The organism is Paenibacillus hebaui (assembly GCF_051934385.1).
Classification (GTDB): domain Bacteria; phylum Bacillota; class Bacilli; order Paenibacillales; family Paenibacillaceae; genus Paenibacillus.
The window spans coordinates 6,268,995-6,288,418 of sequence record NZ_CP196836.1; the positions used below are offsets into that span (position 1 = coordinate 6,268,995).

Below are 19,424 nucleotides of genomic sequence, written 5' to 3' on the forward strand. Positions count from 1 at the left end.
TAGTTATATGTATTGATAGACATGCACCTGGTGAAATATCAGGAATAACTATGAAATTCGCTCCCGGCAATTACTTCTTTTTGTTTTTCGGGTATTCGGATTTTATGGTGGAATTATCTCTGTTTAAATGGTTTGATTCTTAGTATACCAAAGGTAAACTAAGATTTCTGTTGTGTTTTGTTGATTTTCCAATAAATTGAAATAGTTACTCAGCGGCACTTGACGTCAGATTCCTGTGGTGGATTTTTCGCTTTCATTTGAAAAAAAACACCCGGCAGGATGCGTACCGAGAGAAATACGGCATACACCCAAGCCGGGTAAGAGATTAGAAAATAATATCAATAGCCTCTAGCACATCTTGCTCCTGTTCGGATTGCCCGTTCAGGGAAATTCCCTTCAACAGCACCGAAGGCTGTTCGCAAATTTGGGTGATGATCACGAGCAGGTCCTGAGCGAAATTGTCGATCAGATTGCGCGTATACAACTTGGTGGCATATTCAAACTGCCCGTTCATTCCCTCATCCAGCAACGAAATGATCAAGGTAAGATCAAATTGGGAAACCGTATGAGTTTCCGGATAAGATTCGATCTTGATATCCCCGAAGCTTTGAACGTTATCTTCCTTGGTTTCCAGAGCAAACATGACATCGAATACAGGATTACGGCTTTGATCTCGCGGCGCCTGCAGCTTTTTCACAAGCTCCTCGAACGGATAATCCTGGTGGTCGTAGGCCCCCAGCATCGTTTCTTTGACTTCGTTCAAGTAAGCGAGGAACGTCTTCTCCCCGGACGGATAATGGCGAATCGCCAAGGTGTTGACAAACATTCCGATGAGCGACTCCAGGTCGGCATGTGTGCGGCCCGAAACCGGCGCGCCTACAATGAAGTCTTCTTGTCCCGAGTACTTGCTGAGCAGGATTGAATAGGCCGCCAATAACACCATATAAAGGGTGGCACCGTTCTCATCGGCGATGCGCTGCAAGCTCTCGGTCATCTGCTTGTCGATGCTGAAAGGCAGCACATCTCCCTCAAAGCTACGAACGGCAGGTCTGACAAAGTCCGTAGGTAGTTCAAGCGTTGGCAGTTCGCCTTCCAGCACGTCCAGCCAGTAGGCTTCCTGACGTTTCAGCTGCTCTTTTACAGGTTCGGACTGCTGCCAAGCGGCGAATTCCTTGTATTGAATCCGAAGCGGTTCCAGAGTCTCGCCGTTATACAGGCGCAGCAGTTCTTCGACGAAGATGCCCATCGACATGCCATCCGTGACGATATGATGAATGTCCAGCATGAGCAGATGCCGTTCCGCTTCCCATTCGACTAAGCCCACACGCAGCAGCGGCGGCCGCTCCAAATCAAAGACGCGCACAAAGCCGTCTACGATGCTCTTCGTTTCACTTTCCGTCATTTTCGTATACTCGACGGCAAACTTCAAGTCCGGATAAATCCGTTGTACCGGTTCGCCGTCAACCATTTCGAAGCCGGTTCGCAAAATTTCGTGACGAGCTATCAATCCTTTGAGCGCCGCCTCGAATTGATTCCGTTCCAAGCGCCCGACGAGAACCGTCATGCCGGACATGTTGTAGCTAAGCTCTGCGCCTTCCATCTGCTGCTGGATGTACAGCCGTTTTTGCACGGAGGAAAGCGGATAGTAATCCCTCTTATCCAGAATCGGAATGGAGAGGTGTTCCTGCCGCTCCAATTGGCTGATCGCTTCGGCCATCGCTTCGATGGTCGAGTGCCGGAACACATCGCGCAGCGGCAGGTCCACGCTCATCTCCTTATGCACCTTGCTGACCAGCGTCGTCGCCCGCAGGGAGTGCCCGCCGAGGTCGAAGAAGTTGTCCGTCACGCCAATCGTGACCGGCCCAAGTACGTCCTGCCAGATGGCGACCAGTTTCGCCTCCAGTTCGGTGCGCGGCGCCACGTATTCGCGGCCTGCGCTTGCTCCCCCTTCCGGTGCCGGCAGCGCCTTCCGGTCGATTTTCCCGTTCGGCGTCAGAGGCACGCGCTCCAGCTCGACGAAGTACGACGGGATCATATAACCCGGTAGCTCGCTGGCAATCGCCCGTTTCAGGTCTGCCGCCGTCAAGCCTTCTTCCGCTGTATAATATGCGCACAACGCTTTCTGACCTTCTTGATCTTCCCTGACGATGACGACCGCTTCCTTCAAGCCACCTATACTCAGCAGCTTCGCTTCGACTTCGCCCGTCTCGATCCGGTACCCCCGGATTTTCGCCTGGTTGTCGATCCGGCCGATGAAGTCCACGTTCCCGTCCTCCATCCACCGCGCCAAGTCTCCCGTGCGGTACAGCCGCTCGCCCGCGGCGAACGGGCTGTCTACGAACTTCTCTTCTGTCAGCTCCGGACGGTTCAAGTACCCGCGCGCTACCCCGACTCCGCCGATGACCAGCTCGCCCAGCACCCCGACCGGTACCGGATTCAGGTGCGCATCCACGATGTAGAATTTCGCATTCAGCCATGCTTTGCCGATCGGCACATGGCCTGTCTGCGGCAGCTTCGTCAGCGGCTCGTCGTAGAAGCTGGAGTCGATCGCCGCTTCCGTCACGCCGTAGGCGTTGATGATCCGGAACAACGAGCCGAAGCGTTCCTGCAAGGTCCGGTAATCCGCCACGCTGCAGCTGTCCGAGCTCGTGATCAACAGCTCCATCCCGCTCATGTCCAGCCCCTGCTCGTGCACGTATTCCATAAATGGCAAGATTAGCGCTGGCGTCGATTCAAAAATGGTAACCCGCTCCCGCTCTATCCAGTGATGCAGACGAGATGGATCGATCCGGTCGTCCTTCGGTACAACCACCATCGTGCCTCCGTTGTACAGCGTCCGCGCAATGTCGCCCACGAACACGTCAAACGAGAAGCTGGCGAGCTGCAGCAGCCGCACCGGGAACTGATCCAATCGGTATTCCCGTCGATAGCCCGCCGCCGTGTTCACCAGGCTGCAGTGCTCGATCATCACGCCCTTCGGCTTGCCCGTCGTTCCCGAGGTGTAGATCACGTACGCCAGATCCTCTGGACGGGCTTCATGGAAGCTGGCCATACCAACATTCGAATGGCTCTCATCTCCGTCGTTCACAACACCCGTCAGCTTGCCGGAAACCATACCAGAGCCCATCGGCGCATTCGCCCACTCCTCGCTGTACGACGCTTCGTCGTCCAGGTACAGTACCGCCGCCAGCGCCAGTTCCTCTTCGCCGAGCCAGGCTTCGGCACGCTCTCGCAGCGCCGTTTGTGTTAGCAGTACCTTCGCACCGCTGTCTTCAAGCATAAACCGCACGCGGTCCGCCGGATAATCCGGGTCGAGCGGCACATACGCCCCGCCCGCTTTCCAGACAGCCAGCACAGCCACCAGCAAGTCCACCGAACGCTCGGCGAGAATGCCAACGATCGACTCCCGGCCAATGCCGCTTGCGCGCAGCGTAGCCCCCAAGCGATTCGCCCGCTCGTTCAGCTCCGCATACGTCAGCCGATCGTTCTCGTACACGACAGCTGCCACTTCCGGCGTGCGTTCCGCCTGTTCCTCGAACAGCCGGTGGAACGCGGCCACAGGAGCCGCTTCCGGCTGCGCCGGGTTAAACGCGCCGAGAATTTGCTCTTTTTCCGCCGGTGTCAAAATATCCAGCTCGGCAATGGTCGCCGACGGGTTGCGGAGAATAGATTCAAGCAGCTGCAAGTAGTGAGCGGCCAATTTCTCCACCGTTTCGGTTTTATAAAGAGCAGTGGCGTATTCAAACAGATATTCCAAGCCTTCCTCAATCTCCGTAACGTCCAGGCTGAGATCAAATTTAGAAACAATTTCTTCGCTGGCATACGTCGACAAATGGAGTCCGGGAAGCTGGATTTCCACATTCTCTGTATTCTGCAAAGCAAACATCGTATCAAACAGCGGATTGCGGCTTAAATCGCGAGCCACGTTTACCTTATCCACCAGTTCCTCGAATGGATAATTCTGATGTTCAAAAGCGCCCAGCGTTGTCTCCTTGATTTCCTTCAAGTAGTCAAGGAACGTCTTCCCGGCAGCCGGATAACTGCGGATGGCCAGGGTATTGACAAACATCCCGATCAGCGGCTGAACGTCGCTGTGATTTCTTCCCGCAATCGGCGTACCAACCACCACGTCTTCCTGACCTGAATATTTATGCAGAAGCACGTTATACGCCGCAAGCAGAACCATGTAAAGCGTTGCACCGTTCTCGGCTGCAAGCCGTTTCAGACCTTCGCTTTTCTCAATATTCATAAACAATTGCAGCGTGCGACCCTCGTAGCTCTGCATAGCCGGGCGCGGATAGTCCGTCGGCAATTCCAAAACCGGCAGCTCTCCGCGGAACATGTCGAGCCAGTAGGCCTCCTGCTTGGCAAGCTGAGCTTTCTGGTTGTCCGATTGCTGCCATACTGCATAATCTTTGTACTGAATGCGGAGCGGCTCCAACTGCTCCCCGCTGTACAAGTGCACGAACTCTTCGATCAGTACGTCCATCGAAACGCCGTCAGATACGATATGATGCGTATCGAACATCAGAATGTGCCGATCCGGCGCCAGTTCGGCAAGGCCCACCCGCAGAAGTGGCGGCTTCGCCAGATCAAACGCACGAACGAATTGGCGTACCGTTTCTTCCGCCTGCTCCCCGCTGATCTGCACATAATCTACCTGGAAGGCGGCTTCTTCGTAAATCCGCTGAACCGCTTCGCCTTTTACCATCTCAAAGCCGGTACGCAGCGTTTCATGACGAGCTACGAGCCCCCGGAACGCTTCTTCAAACCGCTGCCGGTCGAGCTGCCCTTCGAGCAGCATAGCTCCCGGGATGTTGTAGCTCAGCTCGCCTCCTTCCAGCTGGTTCAAAATATAGAGACGTTTCTGGGCAGAAGAGAGCGGATAATACTCGCTAGGTTCCACAGCCGGAATAGCCGTGAACGAGCCGATTTCCAGACGCTCCATAGCCGCGGCCATTTCCTCAACCGTCGAATAGCTAAATACGTCGCGAAGAGGGAATTCAATGCCTAACTCCTTATGCATTTTGCTGACAAGCGTCGTTGCCCGCAGGGAGTGACCGCCGAGGTCGAAGAAATTGTCCGTTACGCCTACCGCCTTCTCCCGAACAAGCACATCCTGCCAAATGGCGGCCAGCTTCGCCTCCAGTTCGGTGCGCGGCTCCACGTATTCGCGACCTCCACCTACTCCCCCTTCCGGTGCTGGCAGCGCCTTCCGGTTGATTTTCCCGTTCGGCGTCAGAGGTAGTCGCTCTAACTCCACGAAGTACGACGGGATCATGTAACCCGGCAGCTCGCTGGAGATCGCCCGTTTCAGGTCTGCCACCGTCAAGCCTTCTTCCGCTGTATAATAAGCACACAACGCTTTCTGACCTTCCTGATCTTCCCTGACAACGACGACCGTTTCTTTCACCCCACCTACACTCAGCAGCTTCGCTTCGACTTCGCCCGTCTCAATCCGGTACCCCCGGATTTTCGCCTGGTTGTCGATCCGGCCGATGAAGTCCACATTCCCGTCCTCCATCCACCGCGCCAAATCTCCCGTGCGATACAGCCGCTCACCAGCGGTGAAAGGGCTGTCTACAAACTTCTCTTCCGTCAGCTCTGGACGGTTCAAGTACCCGCGTGCCACGCTAACGCCGCCGATGACCAACTCGCCCAGCACACCGACGGGTACGGGATTCAGATGTGCATCCACGATGTAAAACTTCGCATTTAGCCATGCTTTGCCGATCGGCACATGGCCTGTCTGCGGCAGCTTCGCCAGTTCCTCATCATAGAAACTGGAGTCGATTGCCGCTTCCGTCACGCCGTAGGCGTTGATGATGCGGAACAACGAGCCGAAGCGTTCCTGCAAGGTCCGGTAATCCGCCACGCTGCAGCTGTCTGAGCTTGTGATCAACAGCTCCATCCCACTCACATCCAGCCCCTGCTCATGTACGTGCTCCATGAACGGCACGATCAGCGCTGGTGTTGATTCAAAGATCGTCACTTGCTCCCGCTCTATCCAGTGGTGCAGACGAGACGGATCGATCCGGTCGTCTTTCGGCACAATCACCATCGTACCTCCGTTGTACAACGTGCGCGCAATGTCGCCCACGAACACGTCAAACGAGAAGCTGGCGAGCTGCAGCAGCCGCACCGGGAACTGATCCAACCGGTATTCCCGTCGGTAGCCCGCCGCCGTGTTCACCAGGCTGCGGTGCTCAATCATGACGCCCTTCGGCTTGCCCGTCGTTCCCGACGTGTAGATGACGTACGCCAAGTCCTCGGGACGGGCTTCATGGAAGCTTTCCATACCAACATTCGGATGGCTCTGATGGCTCTCATCGCTGTCGTTCACAGCACCCGTCAGCTTGCCAGAAACCATACCAGAGCCCATCGGCGCATTCGCCCACTCCTCGCTGTACGACGCTTCGTCGTCCAGGTACAGCACCGCCGCCAGCGCCAGTTCCTCTTCGCCGAGCCAGGCTTCGGCACGTTCTCGAAGCGGCGTTTGTGTCAGCAGTACCTTCGCTCCGCTGTCTTCCAGCATGAACCGCACGCGGTCCGCCGGATAATCCGGGTCAAGCGGTACATACGCCCCTCCCGCTTTCCAGACGGCCATCACGGCCACCAGCAAATCGACCGAACGCTCGGCGAGAATGCCAACAATCGTCTCCCGACCGATGCCACTTGCACGCAGCGTGGCCGCCAAGCGGTTCGCCCGCTCGTTCAGCTCCTCATACGTCAGCCGATCGTTCTCGTATACAACGGCTTCCGCTTCCGGCGTGTGTTCCGCCTGTTCCTCGAACAGGCGATGGAAGGCGGCCACAGGAGCCGCTTCCGGCTGCGCCGGGTTAAACACGCCGAGAATTTGCTCTTTTTCCGCCGCCGTCAAAAGCTCCAACTGATTCACGCGGATGTTCGGGTTAGCCGCAACCTTCTCCAGTGCCCGGGCAAAATGACCGTGGATCAGCCTGATGTCTTCCTCTCTGAACGTCAGTGCATTGTACGTAAACCGAAGCAAAATATGCTCTTCCGGAATGACGGTAATGTCCAGGTCGTAGTTCGTTTGCTCCGGCGACTGGATATTAGCGATTTTCAGCGCTTCTTTGTCTCCGCCGACGACCTGCTCAATCTGTTCTTCCATCGGATAATTTTCAAAGACCATGATATGGTTGATCAAGTCGCGCTTTTGCTCGCTCAGCGACTGAATTTCGAACAGCGGAAACGTTTCGTAAGCTCCCGATGCCAGTGCTTGATCCTGGGTTTTTCTCAGAATATCGGCTACCTTCTCTTCGGCTTTGCCTTGAATACGCACCGGGATCGTATTAATAAATAGGCCGATCATGCTTTCGATGCCCGGAATTTCCGCCGGACGCCCAGATACAACGGAGCCGAACACGACATCCTCACTGTTGTTGTATATTTGCAGAACCAATCCCCATACGGTCTGCATGAACGTATTGAGCGTCACCTGCTGCTGCCGTGCCACCCGCTCGATTTGCCCGGTCAGCTCCTTGGTGAGTTCCACATCGATTTCAGCCGATTCAAAAGCCCCCTGCTTCAGCTGCATTCTCTCCTGAGGCAGCTTGGTCTGTTGGTCGTAACCCGCCAAGTACTCTGACCAGTAATGCGAAGCTTTCGCGGCATCTTGAGCTTCCAGCCATTCGATATACCGGGAGTATGAGGTAACCGGAGGAAGCTCCAGCGTCCGCTGCTCCTGAAATGCAAAGTAAGTGTCGAACACTTCCTTGATCATGAAGGACATACACCAGCCATCCATCAAAATGTGATGATGACTCCAGATCACATGGTAAGACTCGTCGCCTGTGCGCAAAACGGTCACACGCATCAGAGAGTCTTGGGCCAAATCGAACTTGTTCGCTTTATCCGCGCTGACAAAATCGGCTATCGTATTCTCCGGGTGTTCATCGCTTGCCGAGCGAATATCTTCAAAGTACACCTCACACTTCCGCTCGCGAAATACCACTTGAATCGGCTCGTCTCTCCAGCCGGTAATAAAGTTGGTTCGCAACGCCTCATTCCGCTGCACCAGCGTATCCAATCCTTTAGTGAAGGCTTCGACATTCAGGCTTCCGTACAGATCGAAGGTCACCTGTTCGAAGTAAGCTTCCGAATCGGCGTCCAGCAGGCTGTGGAACAACATCCCTTTTTGCAGCGGAGTCAGAGTGTATACATTCTCCAGTTCGCCGAGCGCCGCCGTATGTTTGGCCAGCCGCTCCAGTTCCTCCACCGTCACATCTTGAAGCAGTACGTCACTAGGCGTAAGCTCCGGCTGCTCTTTCGATACGCAATGCCTGATGACTTCACGCAAGCTCGATTGAAGCAGGGTACCCAGGAGCTCTACCGTTTCCCGTTTATACTGGGTTTCCCCATAACGGATCGTGAGTTCCAGCACCCCTTCCGACACCATACCGTTGATATCAAGGACATAATCCATCACTGCATTTGGGCTTGAATCGGAGCCTGGGCTGAACAGAGACGGCCGCAAGCCGCTGCTTTCGTAATCCTGGTCGAACTGACCCAAATAGTTAAAGCTGATCTCCGGCTCCAAAGTGAAGCACTCGCCGTCACGCGGCGCGGACAAATAACGCAGGATGCCGTAGCCGATTCCTTTGTTCGGAATGCGGCGCAAGCTTTCTTTAACCTGTTTCACCTGTTGACCGAGCGCCTGGGCATGACCCGGCTCCAGAACGATAGGGAATTGGCTTGTAAACCAGCCTACCGTGCGCGTAATGTCCACATCCGGCAAAAGTTCTTCCCGTCCGTGCCCTTCGAGATTCACCAGCACGCGTTCCTGACCGCTCCAAGCTTGTACTGAGAGGCCAAGCGCGGCAAGCAGCAAATCGTTCATTTCCGTGTGGTAAGCACGGTGAGCCTGCTTCAGCAGCTGTTCGGTTTCGTCCGCCGTCCAGCGAACGGTCACGAGCCCGCTGTCCTTCAGCTTGGATCTACCTTGTTCAAAATCTTTCGGAAGCGGCTCATAGGTCAATTGCTCGATATGCTGCCAATACACTCTCTCGCTTTCCATCGCCGGACTGTTCGCATAATCAGCGAGCTGTTTCGCCCACGTTTGGAATGAATCCGTTTTGAGCGGCAGACGGATCGGCTGCCCTTGCAGCGCCTGCTCATATCCGGCAGCAAAATCCTCAAGCAGAATCCGCCAGGATACGCCGTCTACGACCAAGTGATGGATCGCGATGAGCAGGTGGTCGCCGTCGTCGCAGCGGAACAAGCCGAGCTTCACCAGGGGACCGTTTTCCAGATCGATGCTCGCTTGAATGTCATTCGCCTTAACCTCTACCGCTTCTTTCACGTCGTGGGCTCCCTTGAAATCGACAACTTCCAGATCGAACAGCGCTTCGTTCTCCCCGGCGCCGCGGTTCCAGGCGGTATAGCCGTTCTCGGTTTGGCGGTAAACCGTACGGAGAGCATCATGATGCATGACAAGCTGACGCACCGCTTGGCGTAAAGCTTCTTCGTCAAAGCCTTGCTTGGAGAACTGCATGAACGCCTGGTTGCTGTGATGCACGTCGGCCGGATTTTGTTCAAAGAACCAGCGCTGAATCGGGGTCAAGATGACCTCTCCCGTCACTTCGGCCTGGCTTGCCGTTCTCACCGCCGTTTGCAGCTGCAAACTAAGGGCGGAAATCGTCGGGTAATGGAACAAATCTTTCATGACCAGCTTGTACCCCGTTTGCAAAAGACGGGACGATACCTGCAAGGCCTTGATCGAATCGCCACCGAGCGCAAAGAAATTGTCCATCGTGCCGACCTGATCCACGCCCAGCACCGACTGCCAGACCGACGCAAGTGCTTGCTCGGCAGGAGTACGAGGCGCAGTGTATGCAGCCTCGGCACGAATGCTTCCTTCCGGCACAGGCAGCGCTTTACGGTCGATCTTCCCGTTCGGCGTAAGCGGCATTTGATCCAGGCGCATGATGCGCGAGGGCGCCATATGGGAAGGCAGCACGGCGTCCAGATGGGCCACAAGCCCTTCCAGATCGAAGCTGTAATCCGCTACGACATACCCGCACAAATATTTCTGCCCCCGCTCGTCCGTCCGGTCGATGACAAGCGCTTGACGCACGCCGGCAAAATCTTTCATGGCCGCTTCAATTTCACCAAGCTCGATCCGATAGCCGCGAATTTTCACCTGGTTGTCGATCCGGCCGATGAAGTCCACGTTGCCGTCCGGCATCCAGCGCGCCAGGTCGCCCGTCCGGTACAGCCGCTCCCCAGCGGCGAACGGGCTGTCTACGAATTTCTCCTCCGTCAAATCCGGGCGGTTCAAGTAACCGCGGGCCACACCCGCTCCGCCGATAACCAGCTCGCCCAACACCCCGATCGGCACCGGCTTCAGATTCGCATCCACGATGTAGAACTTGGCGTTCAGCCACGCTTTCCCGATCGGCACGCTGCCCGTCTTCGGCAGCTTCTCCAGCGGCTCGTCATAGAAGCTGGAGTCAATCGCTGCTTCCGTTACGCCGTAGCTGTTAATAATACGGAACTGTGAGCCGAAGCGCTCCTGCAAGGTGCGGTAATCCGCTACGCTGCACGCATCCGAGCTTGTGATCAGCAGCTGCATCGAGCTGAGTTCCAGACCCTCAGCATGCACATGCTCCATGAACGGCACGATCAGCGCCGGAGTCGTTTCGAACACCGTCACGGCGTAGTCGCGAATCCAGCCGTAGAGGCGGGTTGGATCAATCCGGTCGTCCTTCGGCACGATGACCATGGTGCCGCCGTTGTATAGCGTCCGCGCAATGTCGCCGACGAACACGTCGAACGAGAAGCTGGCGAGCTGCAGCAGCCGGATCGGGAACTGATCCAACCGGTATTCCCGCCGGTAGCCCACCGCCGTGTTCACCAGGCTGCGGTGTTCCACCGCGACGCCCTTCGGACGGCCCGTCGTACCGGAGGTGTAGATGACGTAAGCCAAATCGCCCGGCTTGTTCCCATTCGCCGGATTCGATGCGAGATCCGCCGCTTGTACGTTCTGCTCGACTTCTGCCGTGGCAGATGTTTCGGCAGAAGCCGTTTCCGCTTGCGCCAAAGCCTCCGCCTCTGCGCCCAAAGCTTGTACGCCCACAGCCGCTTCCGCCGCTCCGAGGCTGTACGTCGCGGCGTCGTCAAGCGCAAGCACCGTTTGCAGCGTTAGAGCTCCATTGCTGCACCAAGCTTCCGCCTGCTCCAGCAGGCAGGTCTGCGTGAGCAGCACCGACGCCCCGCTGTCCGCGAGCATATATTCGATCCTTTCCGCCGGATAATCCGGGTCGAGCGGTACATAAGCGCCGCCCGCTTTCCATACGGCGAGCACCCCGATCAACAGCTCGGCCGAACGGCCGGCCAGAATGCCGACCACCTGCTCCGGCTTCACCCCGCGTGCCCGCAGTGTATACGCCAGACGATTCGATTTGGCGTTCAGCTCCGCATACGTCAGCTTGCTGTCTTCGTAGACAACCGCCAGCGCTCCCGGAGTGCGTTCCACCTGCTCCTCAAACAGCTCGTGGAACGTTCTCTCTCTCCACGACTCATCCGCTTCCAAACTTGTACCCTCTGCGGCGGTTTGCTTCGCAAGAGCTGAAGACGACACGTCAAACCCGACCAGTAAATCTTGCCTTTCGCTGTCCGTCAACATATCCAAATCCGAAATCCGCGCACCCGGCTGAGCCAGGATCGACGCCAAAAGCTGCTCGTAATGACCCGCCAGCCGTACCATCGTTTCCTGTCTAAACAACGAGGTAGCGTACTCGATCTTGCAAACCAGCTCGTTATCGGCTTCCACGATATCTAAGCTAAGATCAAACTTTGCCGTCTTTTCCTCGATGTCGAACAGCGACCATTGCAAGCCTTCCAGGGTTAAATCCAAGCTATCGTGCTTTTGCAAAGAAAACATGGTGTCAAACAGAGGATTCCGGCTTAAATCCCGGCTCACCTGAAGAGCTTCCACCAGTTCCTCGAACGGATAGTCCTGGTGCTCGTAGGCTCCAAGCGTCGTCTCCTTCACTTCCTGCAAGTAATCCAGGAACGTCCGCTCCGCCGCCGGACCCAAGCGAAGGGCCAGCGTATTGACGAACATGCCGATAATCGGCTGCAGATCGGCGTGAGAACGGGCGGCAATCGGAGTGCCGACCACTATATCTTCCTGTCCCGCGTATTTATGAAGCAATACGGAGTACGCAGCCAGCAGAAGCATGTACAGCGTCGCCCCCGAATCGCCGGCAAGCCGTTTGAGAGCTTCGCTTTTCTCCGCATCCAGCGTAAACGTGAGCGTTTGACCGTCAAACTGCTGGACGGCCGGGCGGGAAAAGTCGAGAGGCAGCTCAAGAACCGGAAGCTCGGAGCTGAATACCCCGCACCAGTATTCCTCCTGCCGTTTGATGCGCTGGCGCTGCTCCGCGGATTGCTGCCAAACGGCGTAATCCTTGTATTGAATCCGCAGCTCCGGCAATTCTTCCCCATTGTAAAGCCGCACGAATTCGCGCAGCAGCACGTCCATGGAAAGGCCGTCGGAACCAATATGATGAATATCCAGCGCGAGCAGGAATTTCTCTTTCTCCAGTTCGATCAGCAGGGCACGCAGCAAAGGCGGCTGGGTCAAGTCAAAAGGCTGAATGAAGCCTTCAAGAATGGCCGCAACCTGATCTTCGCTTGCTTGCAGCTTCTCGACCTTGAAAGCTACGAGCGGATGAATACGCTGAACCGGCTCCCCATTCACGATTTCAAAACCGGTGCGCAGCATATCGTGCCGGGCCACCAAAGTAGTCAGCGCCTTTTCCAGTTTGGACTCGTTCAAAGCCCCTCCCAATTGCAAGGCGCTTGGGAGGTTGTAATTCAGCTCCGAGCTATCCAGCTGGTGCAGGACGTACAGCCTTTTTTGCGCGGAGGAAACCGGATAGTACGCTTTCTCTTCCGCTTTTGGAATCGAGCTGTGCTGCGTTTCTTCCAAGCTGGCAATAACCCCGGCCATCGACTCTACTGTCATATAGCGGAACACATCGCGCAGCGGAAGTTCGACGTTCATTTCCTTCCGAATCTTGCTGACAAGGTTCGTCGCCCGCAAGGAGTGGCCTCCAAGCTCGAAGAAATTGTTTAGGACTCCAATGCCGGAGTACCCCAGCACTTCCTCCCAGATCTTCACAAGCTGGGACTCCGTCTGGTTACGCGGCGCTACATATTCGACGCCCGTTTGTAAGCCGCCTTGCGGCTCCGGCAGTGCTTTGCGGTCCACTTTGCCGTTGGTCGTCAGCGGCATGCGCTCCAGCTGCACGAAGTACGACGGGATCATGTACCCCGGCATTTCCTGAGCCAGCGTGATTCTCATTTCGCTGACTGTCAGCGTCCGGTCCGCCACAAAGTAGGCGACAAGCGCCTTCTCGCCCCCGCCGTCCTGACGGGCGAGCACCACCGCTTCTTCCACGCCCCGGACGTTCAGAAGCTGCGTCTCGATTTCGTCCAGCTCGATCCGGTACCCGCGGATTTTGACCTGGTGGTCGATCCGGCCGAGGTATTCAATGTTGCCGTCCGGCAGCCAAGCCGCCAAGTCGCCCGAGCGGTACAGTTTCTCCCCCTCCGCAAACGGGGAATCGACGAACTTCTCCGCCGTCAGATCCGGACGGTTCAGGTATCCTCTCGCCAGGCCTTCCCCGGCCACGTACATTTCGCCCGCTACGCCGATCGGCACAGGGCGGCGGTTTTCATCCAGGACGTACACGCTCAGCGTCGGGATCGGCTTGCCGATATTGCTCTTCGCCGCCTCCATTTCCACCCACGTAATTTCCTTATACGTCACGTGAACCGTCGTCTCGGTAATGCCGTACATATTGATCAGCTTTGTCTCCGGGTACTTCGTCTTGAAGCCCTTGAGCAGCACCGGACTCAGCGCTTCGCCTCCGAAAATGACGTTGCGAATCTGCAGATCGTACGGATGGTTCGCCAAGACCTCACGCAGCAGCTGGTAGAAGTACGTTGGAGTCTGGTTCAAAATCGTGACCTGTTCGCGGCCCAGCAACGCCAGGAAATCGGCCGGATTCTTCGCCGTGAGCGGTGGTACGATGACCAACTTGCCTCCGTACAGCAGCGCTCCGTACATTTCCCAGACGGAGAAATCGAAGCAGAATGAGTGGAACAGCGTCCACGTGTCGGACGGCTCGAAGTCGAACAGATTCTTGTCGTTGAACAGGAGGCGCACGACGTTTTTATGCTCGATCAACGTTCCCTTCGGTTTACCAGTCGTTCCCGACGTGTAGATGACATAGGCCAGATTGCCCGGCCCGGAAATCGGCTCCAGGTTCGAAGCGTCCTGCGCATCTTCGGAGTCCAGCCCTCTGTCACCCCAAACGAAATCATCCAATTCGAGGCGCGTTCCTGCGAAGTCGGTCTTCTCATGCAGATGCTTTTGAATCAGCAATAACGGCGCGCCAGAATCCTCAATCATGAAGCGAATGCGCTCCTCCGGGTAGTCGGGATCGACAGGCACGTAGGCTCCACCCGCTTTGAGAATCGCCAGAATGCCGACAACCATATCAAGCGAACGTTCGGCCAGAATTGCTACCAGCTGGTCCGCTTCAACTCCCGTCTCCCGCAGCTTACGTGCAAGTCGATTAGATCGTTCGTTCAGCTCGCGGTAGGTCAGCTGCCGCTCATTCATGACGGCGGCCACGTTGTCCGGGGAAAGCTTCGCCTGCTCTTCGAACAAGCCGTGAATCGTCTGCTGCCGCGGGTAGTCTGCCTCCGCATCGTTGAAACCGTGCACCAGTTCACGGATTTCCTCCCCCGTGAGCATTTCCAGCGAGGCAATATTCCCGTCCGGCGCTGCTGCGATGGTTTCTAACAGCTTGTCATAATGTCTGGCGAACCGTTCCGCAGTCTCCTGTTTATACAAAGCTGTAGCGTACTCCAACCGGCATTCGAGCTGACCGTCCAGCTCCGAAATATCTAGGAGCAGCTCGAACTTGGATGTTCGGTTTTCCAGCGGATAAAACGATTGCTCCAGCCTCTCGATGACAATTTGCTCGTTCTCGGTATTTTGCAGGGAGAAGAACGTATCAAAGAGCGGATTCCGGCCGGTCGCGCGCGGAAGGTGAAGACTTTCCACCAAGTCTTCGAACAAATAATTTTGGTGTTCGAAAGCCCCGAGCGTGATGTCCTTGATTTCTTCCAGGTACGAAAGGTACAGCTTGGAACGCTCTGGACGGCTGCGAATGGCCAGCGTGTTGATAAACATCCCTACGATCGGCTGCACTTCTTCCTGCGTTCTTCCGGCAATCGGCGTTCCCACGATCAGATCTTCCTGACCCGAATATTTATGCATAAGGATGGAGTAAGCCGACAGCAGCACCATGTACAGGGTCGTCCCCGTCCGTGTCGCAAGCTCTTTCAGCTTCTCCGTCCGCTCTTTCCCGATATAAAACTTCACGGTCCGGCCGTCAAAGCTTTGCACCGCAGGCCGCGGGAAGTCCGTCGGCAGCTCCAAGACCGGCAGCTCGCCCGACAGCTGTTCCAGCCAGTACTCCTTCTGCGGCTGAAGCAGCTGCCCGTAGGCTTCGGAATGCTGCCAAACGGCATAATCTTTGTATTGAATGCCCAGCGGGGCAAGCTCCTCACCCTGATACAGGCGGCTGAACTCGTCGAAGAGCAGCGCTGTCGAAATGCCGTCCGAGACGATATGGTGCATATCGAACAGCAGAATGTGGCGATCCTCGGCGACTTCGATCAGGCCGATACGGAGAAGTGGCGGCTTGGTCAGATCAAACGGGCGATAGTAATCTTCCACCACTTGGTCCACTTCCCGCTCGCCCGCCTGGAAAAAATCGACAAAAAACTCTACCACGTCATAGATGCGCTGAACAAGCTCGCCTTGAACCTGCTCGATCCCGGTACGCAGCGTCTCATGGCGCTGAATGAGCGCCCGAAACGCTTCTTCTACACGCGTACGGTCCAGCTTGCCTTCGAGAAGAAGCGCCGCCGACATATTGTAGCTGCGCTCGGCCCCGTCAAGCTGGCGCAGGACGTACAGACGCTTTTGCTCGGATGAAACCGGATAATACTCGGCCTCAGCAGCCTTTGTAATCTCATACGTCTCCTGCTGCTTTAAACCGCCGATTCTATGGGCCAGCTGTTCGATCGTGGTGTAGCGAAAAACGTCACGTAACGGAACCTCGACTTGCAGCTCTTTCCGAATCTTTGAAACCAACGCGGAGGCCCTCAAGGAATGACCACCCAAGTCAAAGAAATCGTCTTGGACTCCAACTCGCGCAATACCCAGCACCTGCTGCCACAGGAGAGCAAGTCTTGTTTCCAGCGTTGTGCGAGGAGCCACATACTCACGGCCTGCTTCTACCTCTCCGATCGGTTCAGGCAGCGCTTTACGGTCAATTTTGCCGTTCGGCGTAAGCGGAAGCTTATCAAGAGACACCAGCCGGGCCGGGACCATATGGGCCGGCAGCTCTTGCTTCAATCGGGACAGCAGATCGCTCAGCTGCAAGGAAGCATCCGCCACCACGTAACCGCATAAATACTTTTGCCCCTGCTGATCCGTACGGTCGGTCACCACAGCCTGCTTGACGCCCGGGAAACGCAGCAGGGCCGTTTCAATTTCGCCGAGTTCGATCCGGAACCCGCGAATTTTCACCTGATAGTCGATCCGGCCGATGAAGTCGACGTTGCCGTCTTCCAGCCAGCGGGCCAAATCTCCTGTCCGGTACAGACGTTCGCCCGGCACAAACGGGCTGTCCGTAAACTTTTCAGCGGTTAGGTCCAGACGGTTCCAGTACCCTCGCGCTACCCCGGCGCCGCCGATGACAAGCTCGCCTGGAACCCCTACAGGAACTGGATTTAACGCGGCATCGACAATGTAAAACCGGGCGTTCAGCCAAGCTTTGCCGATCGGCACATGACCCGATGGCGGCAGTTTATCCAGCGGCTCATCGTAAAAGCTGCTGTCAATGGCCGCTTCGGTAACGCCATAGCTGTTGATGATGCGGAATTGTCCGCCGAATCTTTCCTGCAGCAATCGGTAATCGGTGACACTGCAAGCATCCGAGCTGGTAATCAGCAACTGCATGGAGCTAATGTCAAGCCCTTCTTCATAAATATGCTGCATGAACGGCAGGATGAGCGCAGGCGTCGATTCGAATACCGTAATGTTTTGGTCCCGAATCCAGCCGTATAAGCGGTTCGAATCAATCCGGTCATCCTTCGGCACAATCACCATTGTGCCTCCGTTATAGAGCGTCCGCGCGATGTCTCCGACGAACACGTCAAACGAGAAGCTGGCCAGCTGCAGCAGCCGCACCGGGAACTGATCCAACCGGTACTCGCGACGGTAAGCATCCGCCGTATTCACGAGACTACCGTGCTCAATCATAACGCCTTTCGGGCGTCCCGTCGTACCCGAGGTGTAAATCACATAAGCCAAGTCTTGCGGGGCGCTGCTGGCAGATTCAAATTCTAGGGTTGAAGCATTCCCGTTATAAATCTGTTCATCGTCCATGGCATAGACAGCTTGAAGCTTCAGCCGGTTATCGGCCATCCAACCTCCGGTTCGTTCCAACAGATGACGCTGCGTAAGCAGCACCGATGCATTGCTATCGCTGAGCATGTACTCAATCCGCTCCACGGGATAATCGGGGTCCAGTGGTACATAGGCTCCGCCGGCTTTCCAAACGGCGAGCACCCCGACCAGCAGTTCCACCGAACGCTCCGCCCAGATCCCCGTAATCGTCTCCCTTCCCACGCCCTGTTCGCGAAGGAGAGAAGCCAACCGCTCGGCGCGTTCGTTCAACTCGCCGTAAGTCAGCTGTTTGTCCATGCAGACGACTGCCGGGTGATCCGGAATTTCCCGGGCAAGTTTTTCAACATACCGATGAAACGCTTCACCCTCGCTCAGTCCTGTCACCGGCGGGTTAAAAACGCCCAGAATACGGTGTCTCTCCTCATCGCTCAGCAGAGAAATCTCGCGTACCGGCAGTGCGGGAGTCTGAAGAAACTGGTCCAGAACGGTCACATACTGTTCCATAATCCGATCAATCTCGGCCGTCTCGAACAGGCCGGTACGATAGGATGCATGGAGAATGACATGGCCTTCATTCAGCATATGGTCAAAGCGCAGCAGCAAATCGTCCATCTCGTGTCTAGCAAAGTGAGCCTCCAGGCGTACCTTGATTTCTTCGTACTCCACGATTTTCAAAGGCAGATATTCCAGAGACGTGCGGAACAGCTCCGAAAGATCGTTGCGGCCGTGTTGTTCGCGTAAATCCTGGATCAATTGGTTATAAGGGTATTTCTGATGCCGCAGATCCGCCGTGTTTTCCTTGGAAACCGTTTGGATCAAGGAAAGCACGGACCCATCTGGATTCAAACCAATCCGCGTAGCCACGGTGCTGACGAACATACCGATCGTTTCTTTTTCCTTCTTGCTGGTACGATTGGCGAAAACCGTGCCGACCGGAACATCGGTGCTGTCGGTCAACTTGTACAATAAGGCGTACATGACGGACAGAAATAACGTATATAAGCTGACCTGATATTGTTCACTGAAGGCGAGAATGCGCTCATACCGGGAACCGTCCAAAGTAATGGACAGTTTATTGGATTCGCTACCGATCGAGAATGACGGAACCGATTTAATGCCGGTCGTTTCAGGCAAAGTGTTGTACTTCGTCAGCCAGTATTCCTTCCCTTTTTGATAACGCTGCGATTGCTCATATTCATGCTCAGCGGAAATATAATCCAGATAGGAAGGGGCCTGGTAACTGCTGGAGATACCTTTGCGCAGTTCCAGGTATTTTTCCATCACCGAATGCAGCAAAGCAGTGACGGACAAGCCGTCAGCGATAATATGATTTACCGTCAAATTGAGCCACACTTGGCCGTTTGCAAAATGGATAATCGTAAATTGGTAGAGATGTTCGTCGAACACGCTGGCCGGTTTTTCGCTTACTTCTTTCACCCAAGCGTAGAATTGTTCGGTTGTGTCTATTTCGAGGCGACTTATCCCAGCTTGGACATTCTCCGGCTCTTCGAACCACTGCATTGGATTTTGCAAATCCCCGCTAATGCGGATTCGGAAAGCGTCATAGGTTTTGACGATTTCTCCCGCCGCTTGCTCCAGAAGCTGTGTGTCGATCTCGCCCGTAATTTGGAAGGTCGCGGAAAGCATCGTGATAGACGTTCCCGGATTCATAATTTCCATGAACCATATTCGGCGCTGGGCTTGCGTTAATCCATATTTCTTGTTGGTATTCTCTCTCACATCGACACACTCCCGTTTTAGAGATTCTTTATAGATAGGCTTTGTACCTAGATATCACTTAGTCACTCTTAAGAAAGAACCGCGCAAGCCATTCCATGAACGCTTCTGCGGACTCTCCCCCCTTTTTCGTGTCTACGTTTCCTGGTAAATACCAGTTATA

At 55.5% G+C, this 19,424-nt stretch carries 1 protein-coding gene; it reads right to left on the bottom strand.

Going from position 1 to position 19,424, the window contains the following annotated elements; translation table 11 throughout:
- Positions 1 to 325 precede the first annotated feature (325 nt).
- Entirely contained in the window at positions 326 to 19,264 is an 18,939-nt protein-coding gene (locus ACR32F_RS28365) for a non-ribosomal peptide synthase/polyketide synthase (RefSeq protein ID WP_440113058.1), read from the bottom strand.
- Positions 19,265 to 19,424 lie beyond the last annotated feature (160 nt).